Here is a 22,511-nt window from a genome sequence, read left to right as displayed (position 1 = left end):
CGCTCGCGCCGCTCCGTCAGATCAAGTCGGTCAGCGACGCGTAATAGCCTTCGAAGCCGCGTCGCTTCTTCAGCACGGTCTCGAGATATTCGCCGAGTACGGCCGTGTCCTGCACCGGGTCCTTGACCACCGCGCCGATCATGTTGCTGGCGAGCGTTTCGGGCGTCAGCTTGCCGTCATTGAAGAAGGTCGCCTGGCTGATCCCGCCGATCATCACCGCGATTGCCTCGGCCGTCGACAAGCCCCCCGAGGGCGACTTCAGCGCGACCTTGCCGTCCTCGGTCGAGCCCGAGCGCAGCTCGCGGAAGATCGAGACCACCCGCGCCACCTCGTCGGCGACGTTCTTCGGCGCCGGCAGGTCGAGAGTCTGCGCCATCTCGCCGACGCGCTTGACGATGATCGCCACTTCCTCCTCGGCGCTGTCTGGCAAGGGCAGCACGACGACGTTGAAGCGGCGCTTGAGCGCCGAGGACAGTTCATTGACGCCCTTGTCGCGGTTGTTCGCGGTCGCGATGATGTTGAAGCCGCGCTGGGCGTACACGGCGGTGTTGAGCTCGGGGATTGGCATCATCTTTTCCGACAGCACGGTGATCAGCGTGTCCTGCACGTCGCTGCCCATTCGCGTCAGCTCTTCGAAACGGCAAAGCTTGCCGCTCTCCATCGCGCGCATCAGCGGAGTTGGGACCAGGGCTTCGCGGCGCGGACCGTGTGCGAGCAATTGAGCGTAATTCCAGCCGTAGCGGATCTGGTTCTCGTCAGTGCCAGCCGTGCACTGGATCACGAGTGTCGAGTCGCCGGTGATGCCCGCGGCGAGGTGCTCGGAGACCCATGACTTCGCCGTGCCCGGTACGCCCAGCAGCAACAGCGCGCGATCGGTCGCGAGCGTCGCAACGGCGGTCTCGATCAGACGCCGGTCTCCGACATACTTGGGCGTGATCACAGTGCCATCAACCGCCTTGCCGCCCATCAGATAGGTTACGACCTGCCGCGGTGCGAGTGCCCAGCCCGGTGGGCGATGCTGATCGGCCGTCGCAAGCGCCTTCAGCTCCGCCGCATAGCTCTCCTCGGCGGGCAGGCGCAGTTTCTCGTTCATGGTTTTGCTCCCTTGTCGTCCAACGCGGCGTTGAGCCGCAGCATGTCGAGGCGCGGGTCGCCCTGCAGCAGGCCTGCACCGGCTAGACCATTCAGCGCGCCTCGCGCACCCTCGCGTGAGGCAATCAGGCCGAGCGCATGAAATTCCTCAGCGTCGTCGGAGGGCCTCGCATCGTCCCGCTGGAGCGCCGCAAGCAGCGTCTTGCCCGCAGGTGCGGACAGTGGATCTCGAAGCCGCGCAGCCGTTCCCGCGATCAGTTGCGCCAGCTCGAAACGGACGCCGCGCGCGTTCAAGGCCGCCTCGGCGTGCCTTGCGCGCTCGGCGGGTGCAAGCCGGGCAGCCAGCGATATGATGAGGCCAGTCGCATCGTGTTCGCTGACGGCGTCGGCCGCTTGCGAGACTTGCGCGTCGGCTCCCGTGGCCATGATCAGATCGACCAGCGCCGCATCGGCGGTCTGGTCTGTATTCCAGTCCCAGGCCGCGATCAGCTCCTGCGGTGCAAGGCCCAGCGCGCCGGCGAACGATGTAAGGTCGGCGCCATCGAACAGCGCCTTTCGGCGCAGCGATTGTGCCGCCGTCTTGAGTGGCTCGGCCTGGACCACGCGCGAGCGGCGCAACAGGCCCTTGGTCTTCACCGCGAAAAATCCGGCGAGCTCCGCCGTGTCCTCGCCCGCAGCAGGGCCGCGGCCAAGGCGTGCGAGCAGCGAGGTCGCAAGCGCCTTGACCTTGGGGGCACGATCGTTCGCCGCGACGTCTTCGAGAAAGGCGAGATCCTCATCGGACAGCCGTTCCGACAGCAAAGACAACAGGCGCCACCGCGTGTCGGCCGTCTCACCGGCGAGCTTTGCCTCCAGCACTGCGCGCGCCGCGGACGGGTCGCGCCTCCTGAGCTCGGCCAACGCGACCTTGCGCGCTGCCGGCCAGAAATCGTCCCAATTCTCGGCGCTGAGCCGGTCGTCCGTCTGCCGCCGTGCGGCGCTATCGGACGCTGCAATCGCCGCCCAGTCGCGCCACCCGGCATAGAGATCGGGCGCATCGTCATCATCGGCTCGGGGCATCCAGTCGGCAGGATGCATCGTCCAGCCGCGCGCCGCGAGGAAGTGGACGAGGTCGGTCTTGACCTTGCCCTGCTTCTTCGTGGTCAGGATCCGGCGCACCAGCGGACGCAAGGTCTCGGGCACAGTCGGCAATGTAAGCGCGGGGATGTCGGGCAGAATGCGAAGCGATGAGGAGGGCTCCATCGTCACTGCGGTGCCGAGAAACTGACCCGAAAGTGCAAGCAGCCGCAACTCGGCCTCGACCGGATCGTCGCCGAGCTCGGCGCGCCAGAACGAGGCTGCTGGCGCGGCTGTTGATCCCATGGTCCAGCGCGTGAGCACTGCACCCATCGCGTCGTAGATCGTCTCGGCCTTGATGACATCACTCATCGCTGCCGATCCGTCCCCAAGCGGTCTGTGCGGCCAGGATCGTGAGCCGGTTGCCCGACCAGATCGCGGCTGTGCGCATCAGCTCTGTTCCGGCCAGCAGGCCCTCCGCGTTGCCGGCGACGGGCAGCGTGGCGGTGCCGTCGGCCGCGCGCCACCAGGCACCCCCTGTCTCGTCGCGCGCGATCCGCCCCTGCGGCAGCAGCAGCGGCATTTCGATCACCCACGGCTCTGCGAGCAGGGGGCGTGTCAAGGCGTCGCCGAGCGCGGTGTCTGCAGCCGGCCATTCCAAGGCAGGTGTCTCTTCGCTCGCATCGCGCCGCACGAGCAGGGCGCGCAGCGGCTGCTGCGACGGATAGAAGACGAGCTCAGCCTGGAATCGGTCGCCGGGCGTGAAAACCGAGCCGCGTCGTCCGGCACTCGCTGGGAAGAAGTCGAGCAGCATCGCAAAGCGCGGACCGTTCGGGGCCAGATTGAGCAGCCAGGTCGTTTGCGACACCAATCCGTCGCGGCGCGTCTGCACCTGCTCGGCCAGGACCTCCCAGCGCGCATCGACCCGCAGCGCTTGCGGATCGCTCAGCACGGTCTCGCGCGTTTCCGATGCGGCGACGGCGCGCCTGATCTCGGCATCGCGCGGCGCGGCACGGAAGGCGCGCGCGAGCAGGACCAGCTTGCCGAGCTCGACCACGGCGGCACGTGGCCGGTCGCCTGCGGCAAGTGCGAGCAGGCGGGACGGCAGTTCGTCGATCCGGCCGGCGAGCACCGCGGCCTTGCCGTCGACCAGCCGTGCCGCGATCCGCCGGCATCGCGCGGTGGCATCGTCGATGAAGCCCGACAATCCCAGCCGCAGCTGATCGCCGATCCATTGCTCGAGCGCATCCAGCGCGTCGAGAATGGCCCGGTCGGTCTCCTCGCTGCGTCTGGCGACCTGGGCCTCGCGCCGCGCGATATCTTTCGGATCGTCGGCGACTTCGGGCTCGGCCGCGCGCGCGGCGCGCAAATCCTTGTCGCCGGCGGGCGGCGCATTGCTCGCGGGCTTTGCCGCGGACGTGCCGCGCCGGCGGCCCAGCCAATCGCTGACCCAGGCCGGTGTTTCCGCGGGCACGAACGGCACGATCGCTTCTGCATTCAGCCACAACAGGCCGAGCACGTGCTTGCATGGGAATTTGCGCGAAGGGCAGGTGCACTTGTTGCCGAGATCGCGGAGGTCGGCCATCACGCGGTACGGATTGGCGCCGGAGCCCGCGCATTCGCCCCAGATCAGGGCGCCATCCTGGCTTGCGCCGACGCCGGACCATTTGGCGGGCTTGGCGAGGCCAGCCGCCGCCTTGAGCGAGGATTGATCGGTAGCGAGTTGCTCGACGGCTTTCAGATCAATCGCCACGCCGCTGTCCCAAATCGAATCCAGGAGCGGCAGTATATCGGTACAGGATGAAAGCTCAATGTCGCCGCGAGCGATCCAGGTGCTGCACGCGGGGATGGTCGTGCCGCTCGGCTTCCGCCAAGTCGAGCTCAAGCTCATGGCGGACCTTCCGCGAGAGCTTTGCCGCGATCAGCGCATGCGCCTGCACGAGTTAGGTCGTGTGCTTGTCGTCCGGCAGGGTGCTGTTGCTCGCATGGCAACAGCGAAGTTGATGTGCTGCCGCTCTTTGTGAGTTGTGCCGGAGCCGCGGACCGCTACCATGCGCCGGCTCTACTGGAACTCGAGAGCCAAGCACAACGAGCGGAGGCGACATGAGCGGCCAGCAACGCAAAGCGAAGGGATCGGACCTGTTCGTCGCGGCACTGGAGAATGAAGGTGTCGACCGCATCTTCGGCATTCCCGGCGAAGAGAATCTCGATCTGGTCGAATCGCTGCGCGCTTCCCGGATCGAGCTGGTCCTGACGCGGCACGAGCAGGCCGCCGCCTTCATGGCCGCCACGCATGGGCGGCTGACCGGCAAGCCCGGCGTTTGTCTGTCGACGCTCGGCCCCGGTGCACTCAACCTGTCCACGGGCGCGGCCTATGCGCATCTCGGTGCCATGCCGATGATCCTGATCACCGGCCAGAAGCCGATCATGAGCAGCCGGCAGGCGCGCTTCCAGATCGTGGACGTGGTCGCGACCATGAAGCCGCTCACGAAACTGTCGCGGCAGATCGTCAGCGCCTCGAGCATCCCGACCGTGGTGCGCGATGCGTTCCGCGCGGCGATGGAGGAGCGTCCGGGTCCGGTGCATCTCGAGCTGCCCGAGGACATCGCCGGCGACGAGGTGCTTGATGTCCCGGTGATCCCCGTTCACCCGATTGAAATCCCGGTCGCCCATCGCGCCGCGCTCGACCGCGCCGCCGAGATGATCATGGCCGCAAGGCGCCCGCTGGTGATGATGGGCGCTGCGACCAGCCGGCCGCGGTCGACGCATGGCATCGCAAGCTTCGTGCGGCGGACCGGCATTCCGTTCTTCACCACGCAGATGGGGAAGGGGACCGTGCCCGGCGGCACCAATCTCTACATGGGCACTGCGGCGCTGTCGGAGCGCGATTACGTTCACGACGCGATCGATGCCGCCGATCTGATTGTCGCGATCGGTCACGACCCGGTCGAGAAGCCGCCTTTCATCATGGGGCCTTCTGGGCCAAAGGTCATTCACGTCAGCTACACGCCGGCGAGCGTCGAGCAGGTCTATTTCCCCGATGCCGAGGTCGTCGGCGACGTCGGCCCGAGCCTGGAGCTGCTGGCGGACCGGCTCGAGGGCAAGCTGCCGCAGGCAGCGGCGCTGCTCCCGCTCCGCGAAGAGATCCTGAAGCACATCGCCGACCGCGCCACCGAGGCGCGCTGGCCGCCGACGCCGCAGCGTATCGTGCACGACATCCGCCAGGTGATCCCCGAGAACGGCATCGTCGCGCTCGACAACGGCATGTACAAGATCTGGTTCGCGCGCAATTACCGCACCCGCGTCGCCAACACGCTGCTGCTCGACAATGCACTGGCGACCATGGGCGCCGGCCTGCCGTCGGCGATGATGGCTGCGATGCTCTATCCCGACCGCCGCGTGCTTGCGGTTGCCGGCGACGGCGGCTTCATGATGAACAGCCAGGAGATGGAGACGGCGGTCCGCCTCAAGCTCAACCTGGTCGTGCTGGTGCTGGAGGACAACGCCTATGGCATGATCCGCTGGAAGCAGGCGGTGGATCATTTTGCCGACTACGGCATGACTTTTGGCAATCCCGACTTCGTCCTCTATGCGAAGGCCTATGGCGCCAAGGGTCATCGCATCGAGACGATCGACAGCTTCGGCCCGACGCTCGACGCCGCCTTCAGGGAAGGCGGAGTGCATCTGGTCTCGATCCCGGTGGACTATTCGGAGAACGTGCGCGTACTGGTCGATGAGCTCCGGGCACACGAGAAGGCGAAGGGGTGATTCCGGATACTCTTGCCACACCCGTCATTGCGAGCGCGGCGAAGCAATCCGGAATCGTTCCGCAGAGGCAGTCTGGATTGCTTCGTCGCTTCGCTCCTCGCAATGGCGAAGGTTGCCGATCAGCGCGAATGCGATAACAATTTGCGTCAATGCAACCAACCACAGGACTATGAAATGACTCGCATTCGTTGTGTCACCGAGATGGGCATGGGCGTCGACGTCCACGGCCGGGACGCCACCAAGGCGGCGAAGCGGGCGGTGTCGGATGCCATCAGGCATTCCAGCCTCGGCTTCTTCCGGATGATCGGCAAGACCGCGAACGACATGTTCGTGGACGTCACGATCGGGGTTCCAAATCCCGAAGCCGTCGACAAGGAGGCTGTCGCCAAGGAGCTGCCTTACGGCACGGTGACCGTGACCGCGGTCAAAGGCGGGCTGGAGATTCCATCGGCCACGGAAGTGGCCAACGACCCCATCCTCATTGCCAACGCCGCCGTCATCGTCAGCTTCGACAGGGACTAGACCGATGTCGGCGAGCAATGAGGCGCTGCTGGATCGCCCGATCTGGAGCGCGTTGACGACGAGCCACAAGCATCTGGCGGAGGGCGGCCCGCAGGCTCTGCGCTATCCCGTGGACATGACGCCGTTTGCCGATATGCCAGACATGTCCGCCGCAAGCTTTGCGGCGCTCGGCGAACTCATGTCGGGCTCGCAAGTCGCGGTGCTGTTCACGCCCGAGCCGGTCGAAATTCCCGCCGGCTTCAAGGTGCTGCTCGCCGAGACCGGCGAGCAGATGATCGGCTCGCCCGCCGACACGTCGCTGCGTGATGCGGAGATCGTCCGCCTGGGCGCGGCCGACGTTCCCGCCATGATGGCGCTGACCGAGCTGACCAAGCCCGGGCCGTTCGCGGCGCGGACACACGAGCTCGGCACCTTCCTCGGCATCCGCGCGCACGGCGAGCTGGTCGCCATGACCGGGGAGCGGATGAAGCCGGGCAATTTCACCGAGATGACGGCGGTCTGCGTGCATCCCGATCATCGCGGTCGCGGCTACGCGCAGGCATTGCTCGCCGCCGTCGCGCGCCAGATCGAGGCGCGCGGGGAAATTCCGTTCCTGCACGTGTTCTCGAACAATACGTCCGCCATTGCGCTGTACCAGCGGCAGGGCATGCGGATTCGGCGGCGCCTGCGCGTCACCGTGCTGATGAAGCAGGTTTGAGCTGCGCGGTGGGCTTCATATCCCGGCAAGTCGCGCTATATCGATTCCAACCACAATTGGGGGGAGCACATGGACGCCAGAACGCCTGATTTTTCCGCCGTACGGACGGCGATGCAACGCTACGTCGATCAGGAGATCATCCCGGGCGTATCCTGGGCCGTGCTGCGCGGCCGCGAGGTGGTCGATCAGCAATGCGTCGGTTTTGCCGACCGCGAGGCCAACACTGCGCTGCGGCCCGACCACATCTTCCGCGCGTTCTCCAACACCAAGATCTTCGTCACCTGCGCGATCATGCTGCTGGTGGAGCAAGGCCGCATCGGGCTCGATGACCCAGTCGAAAAATTCCTGCCGCAGCTCGGCAATCGCAAGGTGCTGAAGCAGGGCGCTTCGAGCCTCGCCGATGTCGAGCCGGCAGAGAGCCCGATCACGATCCGCCAGCTCCTGACCCACACCTCGGGTCTCAGCTACGGCATCTTCGATCCCGGCACGGTGCTGTTCAAAGGCTACAACGAGGCGCGGGTGCTCAATCCGCTGACGCCGCTCAGCGACATGATCGACAAGCTCGCCGACCTGCCGCTGTCTTATCACCCCGGCACGGCCTGGGAATATTCGGTGGCGACCGACGTGCTCGGCCGGATCGTCGAGGTTGTCTCCGGCCAGCCGCTCGATGCCTTCCTGAAGGCCCGCATCTTCGATTCCCTCGGCATGACCGACACGGGCTTTTATGTCCCCGAGGCCCGGCGGGGCAGGCTGGTCGCGCTCTACAACGGCGCCGATGTGCTCGATCCCATGAAGCCCGGCCTGACGCGCGCGGACAATCTGCCGTTTCCGCAAGCCTATCGACGGCCGTTCCCGCGGCTCTCGGGCGGCGGTGGTCTGGTCTCGACCCTGCCGGACATGCTCGCGCTGGTCCGAGCATTGTTGCCCGGGTCTGACGCGCTGCTCAAGCCGGGGACGCTGCGGCAGATGATGACCAACCAGCTTCCGGCAGGGCAAACCATCCGCTTCGCCAATCTCGGCCCGATCCCCGGCAAGGGCTTCGGCCTCGGCGGCGCCGTCACCTTCGCGCCGACGCCGTTCGATCCGCCGAGCTCGACCGGCGAATTCCAATGGGGCGGCTTGGCCGGCACCCATTGGTGGATCTGCCCGGAGGCCAATACGGCCGGCGTCCTGATGGCCCAGCGCTACATGGGCTTCTGGAATCCGTTCTTCTTCGAGTTCAAGCGCCTGGCCTATCAGGCTGTCGGAAGCTGATCGCAAAGAATCTTCCGTCAGCGCGAATCCTTTTTGGCCGTCGCGTCCTCTTGATGGTCGAGGCAATCGGTCTCGGTCCATGTCGGAGGATGTGATGGGATTCTATCGAAAGAACATCGGCGGACTGCATCAGGCGGTGCGGGTCGTCCTGGGTATCGCGGTCGCGGTTGCGGCGTTCGTCTATCTCGTCGGCGCGACGGCATGGCTGGTCGCGCTCGGTGGCGCCGGCTTCGCGCTGACCGGTCTCGTCGGTTATTGCCCGATGTGCGCGATGGCGGGCATCGGCAAGGGAGGGATGTCGTGAGTGCGGCGGCGATCTCGCCAAGTCTGTTCGAGGCCGCACGGCTCGGCGATATCAGGGCGATCGCGCGCCTGCTCGAGACGGCGCAGCCGGACATCCGCCGCTACGCGCGCGCGACCTGCCGCAGCTCGGCGGACGCCGAGGATGCGACGCAGGAGGCGCTGTGGATCCTGTTCCGTCACGTCGGCACGATTCGTTCGCTGCTGGCATTGTCGGCCTGGTTGTTCAGCGTTGTCAGGCGCGAATGCCTGCGGCTCGCACGCCGGGCCGGCCTTGTGCCGGCTGTCGATGAGGGCGAGGCGGAGGCCGCACTGCTGTTGCGCCCTGAGGCCGATCTGCGGCTCGACGTCGCGGCGGCGTTCGAGGCGCTGCCGCCGCACTATCGCGATGTCGCGCTGATGCGCGACGTCAAGGAGATGACGATCGATGAGATTGCCGCCGCGCTCGGCGCGACCAGGCAGACCGTGAAGGCGCGGCTGCATCGCGCCCGCGCGTTGATGCGGGAATATCTGACGAGATGAGAGACGATTGAATTTAAAAAGTATGGAGTGACGTGGGCGGGAGACATCGCCTCCCGCCCACGGTTTCGCTTCAATCCTTCCACGGATCGAACTCGCCTTCGCCGGCCATGGCGACGGCGAACGGCCGCAGCGTGTGCAGCACCCGCACGGTGCCGGCGTGCTGCGCGAGCACGTCCGGCAGGCGGCGATAGGCCATCGGGCTCTCGTCGAGGTCGGCACCGATCAAGGTGACGCCGCGCTCGTTCAGCCAACGGTCCATCTCCTCGCGCGAGAAGCGCCGCTTCGCCTCACGTCGTCCGAACAGCCGGCCGGCGCCGTGCACGGTCGAGTAGAGCGAAGCCTTGGCTTCCGGGCTGTCGACGCCTTCGAGGATGACGGCGTCGTCGCCCATCGAGCCGCCGACGAATCCCTTCTGGCCGGGAAACGCCGGGGTCGCGCCCTTGCGCACCACCCACAAATCCTTGCCGCCGTGGGTCTCACGCCAGGCATAATTGTGGTGGTTGTGCACGCTCTCGGTGACGCTGCCACCGATGATCCGGCGGACGCGCTCGACGACCCACTCACGGCCCGCATGGGCGTAACGCCCGGCGAGCTGCATCGCCGCGATGTAGCGGCGGCCGAGCTCGCTGTCCTCGTCGACTACGGCGGGCGGGACGTTCATGCCGTCCTTGCCGCCGGCGGCCTTGAGGTAGCGCGTCGCGGAGGTGTGTCCGAGACCGCGGCTGCCGAAGTGGACGCCGATCCAGACGAAGCCTTCCTCGTCGCGCATGAGGTCGACATAGTGGTTGCCCGATCCGACCGTGCCGAGCTGCTTCACCGCCTTCTGACGGTAGTCCTCCATGTCGCTTTCGCGCCAGGCGTCGCTGTCGTCGAACAGGTCGTGCTCGGCCCGTTCCGCGTTGGCACGTCCGACGCCGAACGAGATCACCTTGGCGACGTCGCGGATGATCGTGGGAGCGATCTCCGCAATGTCGTCGAAGCGGGTGTCGAGCCGAGCCGCCATGTTGCCGCAGCCGATGTCGAAGCCGACGCCGGAGATGCTGATCTGCTTCTCATAGGCGATGACCCCGCCGACCGGCTGGGCGTAGCCGAGATGCCCGTCGGCGCAGATCACGCCGGAGACGACGTTGCCGATCGCCATGCAGTTGCGCATCTGCGCGATCGTCGCATCCTCGTGCGGGCCGAACACCTTCAGCGGCGCATTCTGGAAGCGGGCGTCCTGCGTCCGGAACTCGGCGATCGAGCTCGCGGTCGCGTTAGCCTCGCGGGCAAGATGCTCCTTGCGCGCGGCGTCCTTGTACAGGCACCAGGCCGGCTGGCCGCGTCCTTCGCCGACGCGCGAATCGGGATCGACACCGGCGGCGAGGCAGAGCTCGCGGGCGCGTTCCATGTAGGGATCGGGTCGTCGCATGGTAGGTCCTTGTCATTCCGCGTGCGCCATAACGGGGCGGGCGGATCATTTCAGAGATTTGCTGGCCCCGGGCGCGGCTCGCGTCCGGGGCCATTGTCGTTGCGCTCAGTTCAACGCCGTCTCCGACGCCGCGATCCACGCGACCACGGCCTCAGAGAAGCCGTTGACGCGGGTCCAGGCGCCGTGGCCGACACCGTGCTGATACGAGGCCACGTTCACCATGGTGCCGCGCGCTTTGGGCTCGGGCACCTGGTCGTGGCTCTGCTCGTCGGTGAAGACGATCAGGCGATCGCCCTTGCGGTCGATCTCCGCCACCGCCTTGCCGAGCCAGGTTCCGCTATGCGGCTGCGAGTCGATGATCGCATCTCGAAGCGCGAAGCCGCGGCGGGGAGGGACCTTCACCACCCTGTCGGAGAAGGTGAAGATCTCGACGTCGTCGCAGATCTCGCGCGCGAGGATGGCAAGGCCACACGCCGCCTCCGCGCGCGTCATTTCCGACTGCGCGGAGAGGGTTGCGAACATCGAGCCCGACACGTCGATCAGGAGCCGGGTACGGCCCGGAAGCCGCACATGGTCCTTGACTGACTTGAGCATCGCGGCCTCGAGCTCGGGCTCGAAGTCCGGCGCATAGCGTGCCGCCGTGATGAAGCGATAGGGAAGGATACGATCCGTCCGCATCGCCTCGATCGCGCCTGCGATGGTCTCGCGCGGGACCTGCGCAGTCTGCATCAGGCGCAGATTGCGCAGCAGCGCGAGGCCGCCGAGCTTTCGTTCGGCGATCAGCCGCTCGAAGGTCTCGCGCTTGTCCTTGCCGGCCGACAGCGAAACCTCCCAGGTGTCGGGGGAAGAGAGCTCGCCATCGACGAGCTGCTTCCACACCTTGCCCTGCTCGGCATCCCTGGGCTTGGCGTGCACGAGGAACAAGACGTCCGTGATCCGCACCGCACCGTCGCGGTCCCACTTGGCGAGCTGGTAGGCGTCGAACTTGGTCAGCGCCCGGGCAAGACCCTTCTTGACCTGAGCCGAGACCGGCTGACGCTTGCGCTGCTGCATCGGCCCCAGCGCGTCCGCCCAGTAGATCGCGAGCAGCTCCGTCATCTCGTCGGGACGCTGGATCACTTGCGCGAGCGTGTCCGCGACGAGGGCGCGGTGCTTCTCGTTCCGCGCCATCTCGCGGATGACGAGGAGCGGTGCGTGCCGCAGCTTCATCACCTCGCGGGCCTCGATCGCGAGCTGCGCGACGCGCTCCGGCGCGACCTTGGGCACGAGGGCCTTGATGCGGTCGGCGATCGCAACGCCGTCCTCATAGAACTGGTCCTCCCACAGGAGGCAGTTCATCAGTGCCCGCTTCAGCTCCATCTCGGGCGTGAAGCGCCTTGCACGCGCGCCCTCCCGCGTGAAGGCGCGAACGATCTTGTTGAGCCTGACCATGACGGCCTCCTCTTGGGTTGACGGGGACATGAAACGGTGCCGGGGAACAGGCGAGGCTGTCCTGCCCACGAGGGGCTCCACATGCTCTACCGCTGAGCTACGGACTTTCGTCCGGAAGGAGTCGAACCTCCGACAGTGTGATTCACGAAGTAACAGCGCTCTTCACCACCGGCGGTGGCTAGGACACGATCCGGGAACAGGCGATTGCTGTACCCAGCGAGCCGAAGCTCGCCGGAAAGCGCTCTATCCTCTGAGCTACCGGTGCATGGAATACCGGGCGGGATTCGAACCCGCGACCTCTCGCGTTGCAGGCGAAGTAACAGAAATCTTCACCACGGACCGTGATGGGGTTGGCGGGGAACGGGCGATGCTGTTGCTGCCCTTGCGGGCGATCCGCCTTTCGGCGCGCAGGATTCGAACCTGCTCGGCGCTTTCGCGCCTTCACCACGAAGTAACAGACATCTTCACCACCGCCAGGCCGACGCCTTCGCATCGGCCTTTGTTGGGTACGCTGGGGAACGGGCGATATCGCCTTGTTGGGATGGCAACCAAGTGTCCTCCACCTGTGACAATAGCGCAGAGCGCGTAAGTCAGAGGCGAAGTTCGAGCCCGCTCTTCCATCGTGTGAAGTATTCGATATCCTCACCACCAGCGTCGGTTGAGCCGCGACCACTCGCGGCAAACCGAGCTACATAAATTCGATCGCGGCGCTGTCGACGCGCCGCACTTTGCGAACCCTGAAGGGATTCGCTCTGCCATCGGTGTCCGGCTCATCGCCTCGTTCCCTCCGGCAGGCCCCGCGCACTTGGACACGCGCCTTCTCAGCGCGAGCCCCGGGATCCGGGTCTCCCGTTCCGGCCATTGCCGGGTTGTTCGGTTGGGCCGCGCGGCGGGCAACAAAAAACCCTCCGGAGCGGCAGGCTCGGGAGGGTCCGTGAGAAGCGGACTGTCGATCTTGCGGTCAGGCAAGATCGCTCCCATGAGCCGGGCATGCGCAATCGAATAGCTTGTGGCTATTCGGCGTGCGGACAATTCTTTCGTAGCGGTACGACATCGCTCGGTTCATGGTGTCTGTCGCAAACGGAAGTGCTTGCGAGGGCGCGGGACATACGCCCGCAACTTGCGGATGTCAAGCGAGACGCGCGCGGAAACTGAAATTGACGGACGCATGACTTGCCAAACCTATTTGGGGCTCGACGGATTTCGTTTCGGCTGGGTCGCAGCGTGGATCGACGCGCGCGGCGATCACGGCTTCGATTATTCGCCTGGCCTGACGCGTCTGCTCGCATTGCCGCACGCCCGCGCGATGATCGACATGCCGATCGGACTGAACGTGAGCGGCTATCGTGCCTGCGATTTGCGCGCACGGGAGCTGATCGGCCCCGCCGTGTTTCTCGGCGCGCGCCGCGACCTCTGGACCTTTCCGGACCTGGCGGCGGCCAATCGCCATTACTGGAAGCACGAAGGCGAGGGCAGGGGCGTGTCGGCGCAGCTCTGGAATATCAGGGACAAGATCAGGGAAGTCGATGAGGCCATGACGCCGGCGCGGCAGGAGACGATCGGCGAAGCGCATCCGGAATTGATCTTCTGGAATCTGGCAGGGCGCGTGCGGCTCGAACCGAAGACCTCGCCGCGGGGGCGCGAGCGGCGCATCGCGTTGCTGGGAGACCGCGGCTTCACTGAGGTCGAGAGATGGCTCACGCTTCGCCACGGCACCGGGATCGGTCGCGACGATCTCATCGACGCCTGTGCCTGCGCCGTCGCAGCGCGCGACAGCGCGCAATCCGTTGGTGACGGCAGGATCGATCCGCGCGGATTGCGGATGGAGATCAACTTCTGACGGCGATCAGCCCTCGACCTCGCCTTCGAGGTGACCGCGGCTGTCGGGGTCTGGATATGAGCCACCCTCGTCGTCCAGTCTCGTTGCTCGCGATTCGTACTCGTCGGCCATCGTCCGCAACCGTTGCGCGGCTTTGCGGTGGGCGAGATCGTTCGCGACGCGGCGACAGCGTTCAGCGTGGTCGAGCAGGGCGCGTTTCTCGATGTTCATCGAGCGACAACGCGCGAGGGAGCCATTGGTCCCTGCGCAAGCCGCCGGAACAGCACGATCGCTTCGCAGCGAGATCGGGAAAAAATAGCATTATATTAGTGCCGCCTGGAACGTGGCGCCTGAGCCGACGTTCTACGCCAGAGGCTGTCGAGGGACATCATACCATGTACGACGTGTGCCAATTGGCGACCGCGATGCTCGCGATCGCCTTTACGGCCCTGCTGTTGATCACGGGTCAACGGTTCATCGAATCTCGGCTGCAGCGTGAAGCAAAGCCCCCGATCGTAGCAATGGCGACGCTGCCGCCCTAAGCACAGCCGGAAGTCACTTGCGCACTGCGGTATCTTGCCTAGATTGAGCACGCCTCAGTCCATGCAAAGGTCCCGATGTCCGATCTGTCCGTCTTCCCCATCACCAAGCGTTGGCCAGCCAAGCATCCCGAACGACTCCAGCTCTATTCGTTGCCGACGCCGAACGGCGTCAAGGTCTCGATCATGCTGGAGGAGATCGGGCTTCCTTACGAAGTCCACCTCGTTGATTTCGGCAAGGACGATCAGAAGACGGCCGAATTCCTCTCGCTCAATCCGAACGGCAAGATCCCGGCGATCCTCGATCCGAACGGCCCCGGCGGCAGGCCGCTGCCGTTGTTCGAGTCCGGGGCGATCCTGCAATATCTCGCCGAAAAGACCGGAAAGCTGCTGCCGCAGGATGCCGCGCGGCGTTACCAGACGCTTCAGTGGCTGCACTTCCAGATGGGCGGCGTCGGGCCGATGTTCGGCCAGGTCGGCTTCTTCCACAAATTCGCCGGCAAGGATTACGAGGACAAACGGCCCCGCGACCGCTACGTCGCCGAAGCCAAGCGCCTGCTCGGCGTGATGGATGTGCATCTCGCCGGCCGGCAATGGTTCATGGACGATGACTACACCATCGCCGACATCTCCATGCTCGGCTGGGTGCGCAATCTCATCGGCTTTTATGGCGCCGGCGATCTCGTCGAGTTCACCCAGTTCAGGGCGGTCGGTGCCTGGCTCGAGCGCGGGCTTGCGCGTCCGGCGGTGCAACGCGGATTGAACATTCCGCAGCGGCCGTAGACCATCCCTAGAACAGCCGCCCGCCGTTCGGCACCGGCTTGCTCGGCTGCACCAGCACGACCTTGCCGTTGGCATCGGGGAAGCCGAGCGTCAGCACCTCGGAGACGACCGGGCCGATCTGGCGCGGCGGAAAATTGACGACGGCCGCGACCTGTTGCCCCACGAGGGTTTCGAGCGGGTGGTTTTCAGTGATCTGGGCCGAGCTCTTGCGCACGCCGATGGCGGGGCCGAAATCGATCCACAGCCGCCAGGCCGGCTTGCGCGCTTCCGGAAACGGTTTTGCGTCGACGATGGTGCCGACACGGACGTCGACCGCGAGGAAAGTGTCGAAATCGATGGTCGGTGCGGCGGCCGCTGCGGGATCGTGGGTGACGTGCATGGTGATGTCCGTTTAAAGAGTTGGCGCGTGCCGCAATATTGTCGCGCGACGCGGAGTTTCGTACAACGCCACGCACATCACCGATACGCCATGCGCGAGGACTGTCTTGCCCACCATCATCTACGGCATCAAGAACTGCGACACCATGAAGAAGGCCCGCGCCTGGCTCGATGCCCATGGCGTGGCGTATGCGTTTCACGACTACAGGGCCGCGGGTGTCGAGAAGGACAGGCTCAAGCAGTGGACCGACAAGGTCGGTTGGGAGACCCTGCTCAATCGCGCCGGGACGACCTTCAAGAAGCTCCCCGATTCTGACAAGGAAGGCCTCACCGAGAAGAAGGCGCTGGCATTGATGCTAGCGCAACCATCGATGATCAAGCGGCCGGTGCTCGAGATCGGCAGCAAGCTGCTGGTCGGCTTCAAGCCGGATATCTATGCCAAGGAGGTCGTCGGCAAGGCGCGCTGACGGCTAGTTCAGCTCGATGATCTCGTTGGAGATAGCGGGGCCCGGCTGGTCCGCGAACTCGACCGTCTCGGCGGGTGCGATGCGGCCGGGGGCGCGATGAAACAGCTCGCGGTCGATCACGGCCCGCAGCTTCGGGCGCGGCAGCGCGTCATTTCCGCGCATCAGATTCCTGATCTCGAAGCCGCCGTCCTCGCAGAACGTCTTCACTGACGCGATGACGTGGCTGACCCTGCCGTCGGTCAGGAACGGCAGCAGCAGCCGCTCATACGCGACGATGCGGCCATAGGTGTCGTCGACGTCGGCAACGCTGTAGACCGGAAGGCCGCGCGCGACGCATTCGAGATAGACCGGCACCACGTAGGGTGCGAGCCGAGGTCCGACATAGTCATCGAGTGAAACGCCCCTGCCGGTATGCCCATAGGCACGCGAGATGCGCGTGCCTTCGCTCTGGATGACGAGACGCGGCGTCGGCGTCGAAAGCTCCACCGTATAGTAGATCAGATCCGACAGCTCCTCCTCGAGCCGTGCGGGCTGATACTCCCAGATCGCCGGCGCGATCTGCTGACGCGCATAAAGTCGCAGCCACGTGTTCAGGAGATCGCGCTGCCGGATCGACTTGACGACGGAGGGAGCCGCGCTTGCAAAATCCAAAGCAATATTCTCCGCACGTGAAAACCCGCGCATGATCGGGCTTGCGGGGAAATTATTGATGAAGGCTGGCGCGGGAGACGAAAGACCGTTAACGACGGCTTGATGGCCGGTGCCTTGCGAACCGGGAAGGCCGGGCAGGCACGACATCGACCTCTGCGACTAAGGGAGCATTTGTATCCCAGCCGAAGGCCTGACCTGCTCAGCTTTCCGCCTTGCCTAACCCCCGTCACCTCCGGCATATTCCGCGCCCGGAGGCGGCGCCCCGGTGGGCTGCAAGTCCTCCGGACAGCCGAAGCAACAAGGACAGCCACGCGCCGCGCGGGCAGGGGGAAAACTGTTTGGCCGATGAGTTCATTCTCGAAACGGAAGGCTTGACCAAGGAGTTCGCGGGCTTCTTCGCCGTCCGCGACGTTGCGCTCAAGGTTCGCCGTGGGAGCATTCATGCGTTGATCGGCCCGAACGGGGCCGGCAAGACGACCTGCTTCAATCTCTTGACCAAGTTCCTCAAGCCTTCGGCCGGGAAAATCCTGTACAAGGGGCAGGACATCACCGCGATGGCGCCGGCGGATGTGGCCCGCATGGGTCTGGTCCGTTCGTTCCAGATTTCGGCGGTGTTTCCCCATCTCACCGCGCTGGAGAACGTCCGCGTCGCGCTGCAGCGCCAGCATGGCTCTTCGTTCGACTTCTGGCGCTCCAAGTCGGTGCTCAACCGCTTCAACGATCGCGCGCGCGAGCTTTTGAGCGACGTCGGCCTCAGCGAGTTTGCCAATACGCCCGCGGTCGAGATGCCCTATGGGCGCAAGCGGGCGCTCGAGATCGCAACCACGCTCGCGCTCGACCCGGAGATGATGCTGCTCGACGAGCCGATGGCCGGCATGGGCCACGAGGACATCGACAAGATCGCGGCGCTGATCAAGCGCATCTCCGCGAAATACACCATCCTGATGGTCGAGCATAACTTGAGCGTCGTGGCCAACCTCTCCGACATCATCACCGTGCTGACGCGCGGGCAGGTGCTCGCGCAGGGTCATTACTCCGAGCTCACCAAGGACGAGCGCGTTAAGGAAGCTTACCTGGGAGCCGGTCATGCCTGACACTGCGATCGCCGAGGCTCCGGCCAAGGCTGCGACCGGCGGGAACATCCTGCAAGTCCGCAACCTCGAAGCCTGGTACGGCGAGTCCCACATCCTGCACGGGATCAACTTCGACGTGAATGCGGGCGAGGTCGTCACCCTGCTCGGGCGCAACGGCGCCGGCAAGACCACCACGCTGAAGTCGATCATGGGCATCATCGGCAAGCGCACCGGCTCGGTGAAGTTCAACAACCAGGAGATCATCCGCGCGACCTCCGACAGGATCGCGCGCATGGGCATCGCCTTCTGCCCGGAAGAGCGGGGCATATTCTCCAGTCTCGACGTCCGCGAGAACTTGATGCTGCCGCCGGTGATCCGGGAAGGCGGATTGTCGCTCGAGCAGATCTTCGAGTTGTTCCCGAACCTGAAGGAGCGGCTGAACAGCCAGGGCACCAAGCTCTCGGGCGGCGAGCAGCAGATGCTCGCGATCGCGCGCATCCTGCGCACCGGCGCGAGCTTCCTGATGCTGGACGAGCCGACCGAGGGCCTCGCGCCCGTCATCATCCAGCAGATCGGCCACACCATTGCGCGGCTCAAGAAGGAGGGCTTCACGATCCTTCTGGTCGAGCAGAATTTCCGCTTCGCCTCCACCGTCGCCGACCGCTATTACGTGGTCGAACACGGCAAGATCATTGACGGATTTTCCAATTCCGAGCTTGCCGCCAACATGGACAAGCTCCACACCTATCTCGGCGTGTAGCCGAGCAGGGCGGACGATCGAGAGTAACTATCAAAGGAATATTGGGAGGCGGGTTATGAAGCACAGCATTTCGGCAATGTTGCTCGGGACGGCCCTGGCGCTCGGCGCGGCAGGTGGCGCGGTCGCGCAGGACAAGAACATCAAGATCGGCGTGCTGACCGACAATTCGGGACTTTATGCCGATCTCGGCGGCTCTGGCTCGACCGTCGCCGCACAGATGGCGATCGAGGACTCCGGGCTCGCTGCCAAAGGCTGGAAGCTCGACCTGATCTCCGCCGACCATCAGAACAAGCCCGACATCGGCTCCACGATTGCCCGGCAATGGATCGACGTCGAGAAGGTCGACATCTTCATGGATGTCCTGAACTCCGGCGTTGCGCTGGCGGTGAACAACATCGTCAAAGAGAAGAATTCCATCCTGATCAACACAGGTGCGGCGACGTCGGATCTCACCAACGCGCAATGCTCGCCGAACACGATCCACTGGGTCTATGATACCTATATGCTGGCCAACAGTACCGGGCAGGCGCTGGTGAAGTCGGGCGGCGACACATGGTATTTTCTCACCGCGGACTACGCCTTTGGCCATGCCCTCGAGCGCGACACCGCCGCGGTCGTGGTGAAGTCGGGCGGCAAGGTGATCGGCAATGTCAAGCATCCCCTGAATACTGCCGACTTCTCGTCGTTCCTGCTTCAGGCGCAGGCCTCCAAAGCCAAGATCATCGGCATGGCGAATGCCGGCGGTGACACCACCAACACCATCAAGCAGGCGGCGGAGTTCGGCATCGTCTCGGGCGGTCAGAAGCTTGCGGGCCTGCTGCTCTTCATCACCGACGTGCACTCGCTCGGTCTGAAGGTGGCGCAGGGACTGAACTTCACCGAGACCTTCTACTGGGACCTGAATGACGGCACGCGCGCCTTCTCCAAACGCTTTTCCGAGCGCATGAAGAACAAGGCGATGCCTTCGATGGTGCAGGCCGGCGTCTATTCGGGTCTGCTGCACTATTTCAAGGCACTCGAGGCGATGGGCGGCAATCCGCATGACGGGGCCAAGGTGGTCGCCAAGATGAAGGAGATGCCGACGGACGATCAGCTGTTCGGCAAGGGAACGATCCGCGGGGACGGTCGCAAGCTGCATCCCGCCTATCTGTTCGAGGTCAAGAAGCCCGAGGAATCCAAAGGGCCCTGGGACTATTACAAGCTGATCGGCACGACGGCCGCGGATCAGGCGTTCCGGCCGCTGTCCGAGAGCGTCTGTCCGCTCGTGAAGAAGTAAGTGTGACGATGCGAGCCGGCGCAACGGCGCCGGCTTGCTCTTGGGGAACGACGACAAGGGACCGGGTGCGGGATCGATGCAGGCTCTTTACGCTCAGCTACTGGTGGGACTGATCAACGGCTCGTTCTACGCGCTGCTCAGTCTCGGGCTTGCCGTCATCTTCGGCATGCTCAACATCATCAATTTCGCCCATGGTGCGCTCTACATGATGGGCGCCTTCGTCGCCTATTTCCTGTTGAACCTCGGCGGCATCAACTATTGGTGGGCGCTGTTGCTGGCGCCGATCATCGTCGGCATCTTCGGCATGATCCTGGAGCGGACCATGCTGCAATGGCTGACCGGGCTCGATCATCTCTACGGCCTGCTCCTGACCTTCGGCATCGCGCTGATCGTGCAGGGCGTGTTCCAGAACTATTTCGGCTCCTCGGGTCTGCCTTACGCCATCCCCGACCAGCTCAGGGGCGGCATGAATCTCGGCTTCATGTTCCTGCCGATCTACCGCGGCTGGGTCGTCGTGTTCTCGCTGGCGGTGTGCCTCGCGACCTGGTTCCTGATCGAGAAGACGCAGCTCGGCGCTTACCTGCGCGCCGCCACCGAGAATCCGACGCTGGTGCGCGCCTTCGGCATCAACGTGCCGCGCATGATCACGCTCACTTACGGTCTCGGCGTCGGTCTTGCCGCGCTCGCCGGCGTGCTCTCGGCACCGATCAACCAGGTGCGGCCGCTGATGGGCGCCGACCTCATCATCGTCGTGTTCGCGGTGGTCGTGATCGGCGGCATGGGTTCGATCATGGGCTCCATCATCACCGGCTTCGCGCTCGGTGTGATCGAGGGCCTGACCAAGTATTTCTACCCCGAGGCCTCCAACACCGTCGTGTTCGTGCTGATGGTGCTGGTGCTCCTGGTGAAGCCAACGGGATTGACGGGAAGGGCGGCCTGAGATGACAACCCTGACGGACGACACGCTGCCGACAACCCCGCGCGCGATGCGCGACGAGATGACCGTGTTCGTGGCGATGGCGTTGCTGCTCGCAGCGGTGCCGTTCACGGGCCTCTACCCGTTCTTCGTGATGCAGGCGCTGTGCTTTGCGCTGCTCGCCTGCGCGTTCAACCTGCTGGTCGGCTATGGCGGCCTGCTGTCGTTTGGCCACGCCATGTTCTTGGGGACAGCCGGCTATTGCAGCGCGCATGCGCTGAAAGTGTGGGCGCTGCCGCCGGAGCTCGGCATTCTCGTTGGCGTGGCCGCGGCGTTCGTGCTCTCGATCATCACGGGCTACATCTCAATCCGCCGCCAGGGCATCTATTTCTCGATGATCACGCTGGCGCTGTCGCAGCTGTTGTACTTCATCTATCTCCAGGCCCCGTTCACCCATGGTGAGGACGGCATCCAGGGCATCCCGCAGGGACGCATGTTCGGCCTGCTCGATCTCTCCAAGCCGACGGTGCTGTACTATGTCGTGCTGGTCGGCTTCCTCGCCGGCTTCCTCCTGATCTTCCGCATCATCAACTCGCCGTTCGGCGAGGTGCTGAAGTCGATCCGCGAGAACGAGCAGCGCGCGATCTCGCTCGGCTACCGCACCGACCAGTACAAGTTCCTGGCCTTCGTCCTGTCGGGGACGCTCGCCGGCTTTGCCGGCGCGCTGAAGGTGTTCGTGGCGCAGAATGCCTCGCTCACCGACGTGCACTGGTCGATGTCGGGGGAGGTCGTGCTGATGACCCTGGTCGGGGGGCTCGGCACCATTTTCGGTCCTGTGGTCGGCGCCTTCGTGATCATCGCCATGCAGCAATATCTGGCGGGTTTCGGCCAGTGGGTGACGGTGATCCAGGGCGCGATCTTCGTGGTCTGCGTGCTCACCTTCCGCCGCGGCGTCATCGGCGAAATCGCGCATTACTTCCGGCGGTCGCTCTAAGCGACTGATATTGCACCAATTTCATTGGTGCAGGAAAGCGGTGGATGATCCGGCTCCGCGGGCGTGAGATGACGCGCGCGGATCGAAAATGGTCTATGACAGTTTTATGACAGCCCCTCGCGGGCCTGACCATTTTCAACCGGTAGCCTATCCCCATGATGCGATGGTTTCGTGCGTTCCTGCCCAAGGAAGAACGGTTCTTCGACCTGTTCGACCGGCATGCCCAGACCGTGATCCAGGGCGCAATCGCCCTGCAGGGCATGCTCAATGGGGGTGAGGAGACGCCGGTCTATTGCCAGCGCGTCAACCAGTTCGAGAACGACGCGGATAACATCACCCGCGAGGTGCTGACGGCGGTGCGCCGCACCTTCATCACCCCGTTCGACCGCGGCGACATCAAGAACCTGATCACCTCTCTGGACGATGCCATCGACCAAATGCAGCAGACAGCCAAGGCGGTGATGCTGTTCGAGGTGCGCGCCTTCGAGCCGCCGATGCGCGAGATCGGCGGACTCCTGATCGAATGCGCCAATCTGGTGGGACGCGCGCTGCCTTTGATGCAGTCGATCGGCCCGAACGTCGCGATGCTGACCGCGATCACGGAAGAGCTCGGCAAGCTGGAGGGGCGGGTCGACGATCTCCACGATATCGGGCTGAAGGAGCTGTTCCTCAAGCATCGCGACGGCAATGCGATGGATTTCATCGTCGGGGTCGAGATCTACGACCATCTCGAGAAGGTGGCGGACCGCTTCGATGACGTTGCGAACGAAATCAACAGCATCGTCATCGAGCAAGTATAGGG

The 22,511-nt window shown here is 64.8% G+C and carries 25 protein-coding genes; 17 read left to right on the top strand and 8 right to left on the bottom strand.

Annotation, left to right across the window (positions count from 1 at the left end; all coding sequences use genetic code 11):
- Positions 1–16: 16 nt before the first annotated feature.
- Genes XI05_RS29680 through XI05_RS29670 form a run of 3 tightly spaced genes read right to left on the bottom strand, consistent with a single transcriptional unit; the run spans position 17 to position 3,901 of the window.
- Positions 17–1,093 (bottom strand): ATP-binding protein, encoded by a 1,077-nt coding sequence (locus tag XI05_RS29680; protein WP_271508372.1) that lies wholly within the window; start codon positions 1,091–1,093, stop codon positions 17–19.
- The gene (locus XI05_RS29675; protein WP_271508370.1) at positions 1,090–2,520 is read right to left on the bottom strand and encodes a DUF5691 domain-containing protein; all 1,431 of its coding nucleotides are present in this window, start codon (positions 2,518–2,520) and stop codon (positions 1,090–1,092) included. Before XI05_RS29675 ends, XI05_RS29680 begins: the two co-directional genes overlap by 4 nt.
- Positions 2,513–3,901 (bottom strand): SWIM zinc finger family protein, encoded by a 1,389-nt coding sequence (locus XI05_RS29670; protein ID WP_271508368.1) that lies wholly within the window; start codon positions 3,899–3,901, stop codon positions 2,513–2,515. Before XI05_RS29670 ends, XI05_RS29675 begins: the two co-directional genes overlap by 8 nt.
- 58 nt (positions 3,902–3,959) lie before the next feature.
- On the opposite strand from XI05_RS29670, the gene XI05_RS29665 reads away from it, so the two are divergent.
- From XI05_RS29665 to XI05_RS29635, 7 genes are all read left to right on the top strand, one after another.
- Positions 3,960–4,172 (top strand): hypothetical protein, encoded by a 213-nt coding sequence (locus tag XI05_RS29665; protein ID WP_271508366.1) that lies wholly within the window; start codon positions 3,960–3,962, stop codon positions 4,170–4,172.
- Positions 4,173–4,251: 79 nt separating this feature from the next.
- A complete protein-coding gene (locus XI05_RS29660; protein ID WP_271508363.1) occupies positions 4,252–5,916 on the top strand; it encodes an acetolactate synthase large subunit in 1,665 nt (554 codons plus the stop codon).
- A gap of 174 nt (positions 5,917–6,090) precedes the next feature.
- Positions 6,091–6,438, top strand: coding sequence for a Lin0512 family protein (locus XI05_RS29655; protein WP_172786405.1), 348 nt, complete (start codon positions 6,091–6,093; stop codon positions 6,436–6,438).
- Between the two features lie 4 nt (positions 6,439–6,442).
- Positions 6,443–7,135 carry a GNAT family N-acetyltransferase gene (locus XI05_RS29650; protein WP_271508361.1) on the top strand — a complete coding sequence of 231 codons (693 nt, stop codon included), beginning with the start codon at positions 6,443–6,445 and terminating at the stop codon, positions 7,133–7,135.
- Between the two features lie 69 nt (positions 7,136–7,204).
- Positions 7,205–8,389, top strand: coding sequence for a serine hydrolase domain-containing protein (locus tag XI05_RS29645; RefSeq protein WP_271508359.1), 1,185 nt, complete (start codon positions 7,205–7,207; stop codon positions 8,387–8,389).
- Between the two features lie 94 nt (positions 8,390–8,483).
- Positions 8,484–8,693 carry a YgaP family membrane protein gene (locus tag XI05_RS29640; RefSeq protein ID WP_271508357.1) on the top strand — a complete coding sequence of 70 codons (210 nt, stop codon included), beginning with the start codon at positions 8,484–8,486 and terminating at the stop codon, positions 8,691–8,693.
- Positions 8,690–9,211, top strand: a complete 522-nt coding sequence (locus tag XI05_RS29635; protein ID WP_212257510.1) for an RNA polymerase sigma factor — start codon at positions 8,690–8,692, stop codon at positions 9,209–9,211. Before XI05_RS29640 ends, XI05_RS29635 begins: the two co-directional genes overlap by 4 nt.
- Positions 9,212–9,281: 70 nt before the next feature.
- Here the strand turns inward: XI05_RS29635 and XI05_RS29630 are convergent, their stop codons facing one another.
- Both XI05_RS29630 and XI05_RS29625 read right to left on the bottom strand, forming a co-directional pair.
- Positions 9,282–10,622: an RtcB family protein gene (locus tag XI05_RS29630; RefSeq protein WP_271508355.1), complete on the bottom strand. Its 1,341-nt coding sequence runs from the start codon at positions 10,620–10,622 to the stop codon at positions 9,282–9,284.
- A 105-nt stretch (positions 10,623–10,727) separates the two neighbouring features.
- Positions 10,728–12,053 (bottom strand): TROVE domain-containing protein, encoded by a 1,326-nt coding sequence (locus XI05_RS29625; protein ID WP_271508353.1) that lies wholly within the window; start codon positions 12,051–12,053, stop codon positions 10,728–10,730.
- A 1,168-nt stretch (positions 12,054–13,221) separates the two neighbouring features.
- Between XI05_RS29625 and XI05_RS29620 the strand changes: the two genes are divergently transcribed.
- Positions 13,222–13,893, top strand: a complete 672-nt coding sequence (locus XI05_RS29620; protein ID WP_271508352.1) for a DUF429 domain-containing protein — start codon at positions 13,222–13,224, stop codon at positions 13,891–13,893.
- A 6-nt stretch (positions 13,894–13,899) separates the two neighbouring features.
- Here the strand turns inward: XI05_RS29620 and XI05_RS29615 are convergent, their stop codons facing one another.
- Complete coding sequence (locus XI05_RS29615; protein ID WP_271508351.1) at positions 13,900–14,103, bottom strand: hypothetical protein; 204 nt, start codon at positions 14,101–14,103, stop codon at positions 13,900–13,902.
- A 164-nt stretch (positions 14,104–14,267) separates the two neighbouring features.
- On the opposite strand from XI05_RS29615, the gene XI05_RS29610 reads away from it, so the two are divergent.
- Positions 14,268–14,414, top strand: coding sequence for a hypothetical protein (locus XI05_RS29610; protein ID WP_175424029.1), 147 nt, complete (start codon positions 14,268–14,270; stop codon positions 14,412–14,414).
- Positions 14,415–14,489: 75 nt separating this feature from the next.
- Entirely contained in the window at positions 14,490–15,194 is a 705-nt protein-coding gene (locus XI05_RS29605; RefSeq protein WP_271508350.1) for a glutathione S-transferase family protein, read from the top strand.
- 7 nt (positions 15,195–15,201) lie between these two features.
- On the opposite strand, the gene XI05_RS29600 is transcribed toward XI05_RS29605, so the two are convergent.
- Entirely contained in the window at positions 15,202–15,573 is a 372-nt protein-coding gene (locus XI05_RS29600; protein WP_172786414.1) for a tRNA-binding protein, read from the bottom strand.
- Positions 15,574–15,679: 106 nt separating this feature from the next.
- On the opposite strand from XI05_RS29600, the gene XI05_RS29595 reads away from it, so the two are divergent.
- Entirely contained in the window at positions 15,680–16,039 is a 360-nt protein-coding gene (locus XI05_RS29595) for an ArsC family reductase (RefSeq protein WP_271508349.1), read from the top strand.
- Between the two features lie 3 nt (positions 16,040–16,042).
- Here the strand turns inward: XI05_RS29595 and XI05_RS29590 are convergent, their stop codons facing one another.
- Positions 16,043–16,723 (bottom strand): hypothetical protein, encoded by a 681-nt coding sequence (locus tag XI05_RS29590; protein ID WP_271508348.1) that lies wholly within the window; start codon positions 16,721–16,723, stop codon positions 16,043–16,045.
- A 305-nt stretch (positions 16,724–17,028) separates the two neighbouring features.
- Between XI05_RS29590 and XI05_RS29585 the strand changes: the two genes are divergently transcribed.
- From XI05_RS29585 to XI05_RS29560, 6 genes are all read left to right on the top strand, one after another.
- Positions 17,029–17,784: an ABC transporter ATP-binding protein gene (locus tag XI05_RS29585; RefSeq protein ID WP_172786417.1), complete on the top strand. Its 756-nt coding sequence runs from the start codon at positions 17,029–17,031 to the stop codon at positions 17,782–17,784.
- Positions 17,777–18,523 carry an ABC transporter ATP-binding protein gene (locus XI05_RS29580; protein ID WP_271508347.1) on the top strand — a complete coding sequence of 249 codons (747 nt, stop codon included), beginning with the start codon at positions 17,777–17,779 and terminating at the stop codon, positions 18,521–18,523. The genes XI05_RS29585 and XI05_RS29580 overlap by 8 nt, the downstream gene beginning before the upstream one ends.
- A 55-nt stretch (positions 18,524–18,578) precedes the next feature.
- Positions 18,579–19,799, top strand: a complete 1,221-nt coding sequence (locus tag XI05_RS29575; RefSeq protein WP_271508346.1) for an ABC transporter substrate-binding protein — start codon at positions 18,579–18,581, stop codon at positions 19,797–19,799.
- A gap of 76 nt (positions 19,800–19,875) precedes the next feature.
- Positions 19,876–20,739, top strand: a complete 864-nt coding sequence (locus XI05_RS29570) for a branched-chain amino acid ABC transporter permease (protein ID WP_036000843.1) — start codon at positions 19,876–19,878, stop codon at positions 20,737–20,739.
- A 1-nt stretch (position 20,740) separates the two neighbouring features.
- Positions 20,741–21,709, top strand: a complete 969-nt coding sequence (locus tag XI05_RS29565; RefSeq protein ID WP_172786420.1) for a branched-chain amino acid ABC transporter permease — start codon at positions 20,741–20,743, stop codon at positions 21,707–21,709.
- A gap of 155 nt (positions 21,710–21,864) precedes the next feature.
- Positions 21,865–22,509 carry a DUF47 domain-containing protein gene (locus XI05_RS29560; protein WP_166816744.1) on the top strand — a complete coding sequence of 215 codons (645 nt, stop codon included), beginning with the start codon at positions 21,865–21,867 and terminating at the stop codon, positions 22,507–22,509.
- The last annotated feature ends 2 nt before the right edge of the window (positions 22,510–22,511 follow it).

It is taken from the genome of Bradyrhizobium sp. CCBAU 11357, from assembly GCF_028128865.1.
Classification (GTDB): domain Bacteria; phylum Pseudomonadota; class Alphaproteobacteria; order Rhizobiales; family Xanthobacteraceae; genus Bradyrhizobium.
The sequence above is the reverse complement of the archived record's forward strand: the minus strand, read 5'-3'. Positions and strand labels throughout refer to the sequence as shown.